Source organism: Vibrio sp. YT-16, assembly GCF_033337405.1.
Classification (GTDB): domain Bacteria; phylum Pseudomonadota; class Gammaproteobacteria; order Enterobacterales; family Vibrionaceae; genus Vibrio; species Vibrio alginolyticus.
In genome coordinates this window covers 1-3,354 of record NZ_JAWOQQ010000044.1, presented here as the reverse complement: position 1 = coordinate 3,354, position 3,354 = coordinate 1, and the positions used below count along the sequence as shown (strand labels likewise).

The window sequence follows — 3,354 nt, the reverse complement described above, 5'->3', positions numbered from 1 at the left end:
AGTGTTGGCACTGAAGAAATTCGTATAACAAATTGTTCAAGAGTGATTCGGCACGCGTGGCATTTTTACTATGCGTTGGTTTTAGTGGTTAAGGTGTTATGCGGAACCTTCGGTATTGCGTGCCTCACACCTTAACAAGGCGTTATGTGATAAAGAAATAAAGTTACTTACTAGGAATGTAAAATGAAGTTAGAAGTTGTTGGCATTATATTTTTCTTCGCTGGACTAATTAATATTGGTATTTTGCGAAAAATGAGTAAATTGGCGTGGAGGCATCCTTTGATGTTCTGTTACTACAGTCTTACTTTAATGGGGCTAAGTCTATCTATATCTCCAATGGTCCAGAAGTTCTCTCTGGCTGCTTCATTACTTTTGGCATTAATAACAGTATTGATGTTGCCTTCAAAAGCAATTTTGAAGGCAATAGATGACAAGTCAGATGAATTAAAAAAGCAAAGTAAGGCTGTTACATTTTATGGCATCGTAAAAAATAAGGCTGTTACATTTTATGGCATCGTAAAAAATAAGGCTGTTAAATTACGTGGCATCTGACGAAACAAGCCAGAGTAGTAATAAGCACATAACAAAGCATTTAAGAGTGATTCGCAACGCTTGGCAGTTTCGCTTCGCTCAAGTATAGCCAAGCGCCGCTCACACCTTAATGCGGCGTTAGGCGAATGGAGTCAGTAATGAGATTTTTGATTGTTATTCTGGGGATGTTTTCTGCATTAACAGCGACGGCAGAAGAGACTCGATGTGGATGGCTTGAAAACCCTTCTCCTGCCAATATGTGGTTGATTGATCGCGATGGCTCGTGGGATATATCAGTCCAAGGTACTTCAAATGCATTGGACGATAAATCGATGGAACTGCTTTATCAAGCGACTGCAAATGAAAATGAATTTGTTAGAACAAATCGAAACTATGGTTTTAGTTGTGCTTGTTTAACAGTGGACGTAGACCAAGAGAAAAATTCGATTACAACAATCTATAAATCCAAGCAGTTACCTTTGAAGCAGTGTTTAGAGGACATATCCATAACGAAAGATATTCCACTTCCTTTTAAGTAATTCGCCTAACAAATTGTTCAAGAGGGATTCGCAACGCGTGGCACTTTTACTATGCGTTAGTTTTAGTGACTAAGGTGGTATGCGGCGGCTTCGGTATTGCGTTGCTCACCCCTTAACAAGGCGTTATGTGTCAGAGAGAGATTATGAGATTTTTGCAACTATTTATCTTGATCTTAGTATCAGGGTGTTCAAGTTCTGTAGAAAACACTTACTCATCGGAATATTTAGATCTAGAGCCAATAGAGTTTGTATCGCCGAGATACCCTAAAGTTGCAGTAGAGAATAACCTGTCAGGGTATGTGGTCATGACGTTTAACATTACTAAAAATGGAGATGTGGCTGATATTGTTGTAATCGATTCCACCCCAAAGGGGATCTTTGAAAAGGTAGCTGTACAAGCATTGTCCAAATGGAAATATGAGCCACTTGAAGATGTTGATCTTATTGCTCAAAAACAAAAATTAGTCTTTAAAATCTAACACATAACAAATTGTTTAAGAGTGATTCGGCACGCGTGGCTTTTTAACCATGCGTTAGGTTTAGGGTTTAAGGTGGTATGCGGAGGCTACGGTATTGCGTGCCTCACACCTTAACAAGGCGTTAGAGCGCAGGAGAAAAAATATGAATATGACGGATACAATTGAATACATTTCATATCTTATCGGTGGCATTATTATCGCTCCCTTCGGCTTTATGTTGTTTAAAGAATTCATAGGTAAAGATCGCAAGACGGTCACAGATGAAGTCACATCTACGGTAGGAGACGAATCGAGAAAGTTTCTGGGTGGTAGATATGGTGATGCAGTTGTAGGTCAGTTTGTCGAGTTTAAACTGATAATAGCGATAGGTTTGCCAGTAGTTCTATTTCTAGGGATCTCTTCCTTGGTAAATTCTCTTTTGAAAGTTCTGTTCAATCTGTGAGTTGCGCTCTAACAAACTGTTCAAGAGGGATTCGCAACGCGTGGCATTTTTACTATGCGTTGGTTTTAGTGTTTAAGGTGGTATGCGGTGGCATCGGTATTGCGTTGCTCACCCCTTAACAGGGCGTTATAGCGCTCGATAAAATTGAATATGGATGGTCATGGATAATATCGAAAAAGAGCTTTATCAAGCAGCAATAGAACTAGTAAATATGCGATATCCTTCTGGTTGGGGTGGTGCTGCGGCTGTTAGAACAGAGTCAGGAAAAATATTAACAAGTATTGCTCCTGATACTAAAAATGATGCTCTTTCATTATGCATGGAAGTGGGAGCGTATTTAGAGGCTCACAAACTCAATGAGCGAGTGACTCACTCATTATGCCTGTGTCGTGAGAATGAGAACGATGAATTTCTAATCTTGTCACCATGCGGAGTTTGCCAGGAGCGCCTTGTCCACTGGGGTGGGGACGTCAAAGCAGCAATAACAACTTCAGAGAATGCATTGGTTTTCAAAACTATACGAGAATTAATGCCTCATCATTGGTCACTTGTAAACGGCAAAGCGCTATAACAAACTGTTTAAGAGTGATTCGCAACGCGTGGCATTTTTACTATACGTTGCGTTTAGTGTTTAAGGTGGTCTGCGGTGGCGTCGGTATTGCGTCGCTCACACCTTAACAGGGCGTTAGCACTATCTCGATATATGGAGTCATCTTGAAAAATAAATTAGAACTACTTGGATATAGATTTGAGATAACAGGTCTAGTATTTGCTGTTTTAGCCGTCGTTTGGCAAGCAAATTTTTCTGGGTGGTGGGACACTGAAAGAGTTGAATGGCAATATTCAATTCAGGAAGAGGCAAACTTAGCAGTATTGGGAACGCTTAAAGATATCGCTCTTTTGCAAGCTATAGATGATAAAGAAGAACTGAAAAAAAGAGCTAGCCGTATATCTCAAGAAGCTAACGATGCAATTTGGGAAATTATCACAGAAAGACTGCAAAGAGATAAACGACTCAAAGAGCAAGCAAACCTTTTCTCAGTAATCGCTTTTATTCTAGTTGCTTTGTCTGCAGTCTTTATTGTAGTCGGAAAAGTACTTGTATATAAAAGTGTAAAATTAAGTCATGGTAAAGAATCACTAAAACCATGAAGAAGCTGAACCCATAGTGCTAACAAACAATTTAAGAGTGATTCAGCACGCTTGGCATTTTGGGTTTGGATTGAGTTCAGTGATTACGGTGGTCAAATTGGGGATCGTGGTCGCGTGCTTCACACCTTAATTGGGCGTTAGATTAATTAGAAAATTGAGGTATAAATGAAACCAAAATCCGACAATCTTTTTCACTTCACTAGTAGTCTGG

At 39.6% G+C, this 3,354-nt stretch carries 6 protein-coding genes; all 6 read left to right on the top strand.

Annotated features, from left to right (window positions below):
* The first annotated feature begins 183 nt into the window (after nt 1–183).
* The 6 genes from R7F07_RS24505 to R7F07_RS24475 all read left to right on the top strand — a co-directional run bounded on the left by R7F07_RS24505 (nt 184) and on the right by R7F07_RS24475 (nt 3,143).
* Nucleotides 184–552, top strand: coding sequence for a hypothetical protein (locus tag R7F07_RS24505; protein WP_318110583.1), 369 nt, complete (start codon nt 184–186; stop codon nt 550–552).
* A gap of 137 nt (nt 553–689) precedes the next feature.
* Complete coding sequence (locus tag R7F07_RS24500; protein ID WP_045407178.1) at nt 690–1,070, top strand: DUF4087 domain-containing protein; 381 nt, start codon at nt 690–692, stop codon at nt 1,068–1,070.
* Nucleotides 1,071–1,213: 143 nt separating this feature from the next.
* Entirely contained in the window at nt 1,214–1,549 is a 336-nt protein-coding gene (locus R7F07_RS24495) for an energy transducer TonB (protein ID WP_171343482.1), read from the top strand.
* Between the two features lie 142 nt (nt 1,550–1,691).
* Complete coding sequence (locus R7F07_RS24490; RefSeq protein WP_171343483.1) at nt 1,692–1,991, top strand: hypothetical protein; 300 nt, start codon at nt 1,692–1,694, stop codon at nt 1,989–1,991.
* A 160-nt stretch (nt 1,992–2,151) separates the two neighbouring features.
* The gene (locus tag R7F07_RS24480; RefSeq protein WP_080607102.1) at nt 2,152–2,562 is read left to right on the top strand and encodes a cytidine deaminase; all 411 of its coding nucleotides are present in this window, start codon (nt 2,152–2,154) and stop codon (nt 2,560–2,562) included.
* A gap of 143 nt (nt 2,563–2,705) precedes the next feature.
* Nucleotides 2,706–3,143, top strand: coding sequence for a hypothetical protein (locus R7F07_RS24475; protein ID WP_171343486.1), 438 nt, complete (start codon nt 2,706–2,708; stop codon nt 3,141–3,143).
* Nucleotides 3,144–3,354 lie beyond the last annotated feature (211 nt).

Bases quoted from the DNA above. Each gene is read 5' to 3' on its own strand.
- R7F07_RS24505 (WP_318110583.1), top strand. From the start codon at position 184: ATGAAGTTAGAAGTTGTTGGCATTATATTTTTCTTCGCTGGACTAATT.
- R7F07_RS24500 (WP_045407178.1), top strand. From the start codon at position 690: ATGAGATTTTTGATTGTTATTCTGGGGATGTTTTCTGCATTAACAGCG.
- R7F07_RS24495 (WP_171343482.1), top strand. From the start codon at position 1,214: ATGAGATTTTTGCAACTATTTATCTTGATCTTAGTATCAGGGTGTTCA.
- R7F07_RS24490 (WP_171343483.1), top strand. From the start codon at position 1,692: ATGAATATGACGGATACAATTGAATACATTTCATATCTTATCGGTGGC.
- R7F07_RS24480 (WP_080607102.1), top strand. From the start codon at position 2,152: ATGGATAATATCGAAAAAGAGCTTTATCAAGCAGCAATAGAACTAGTA.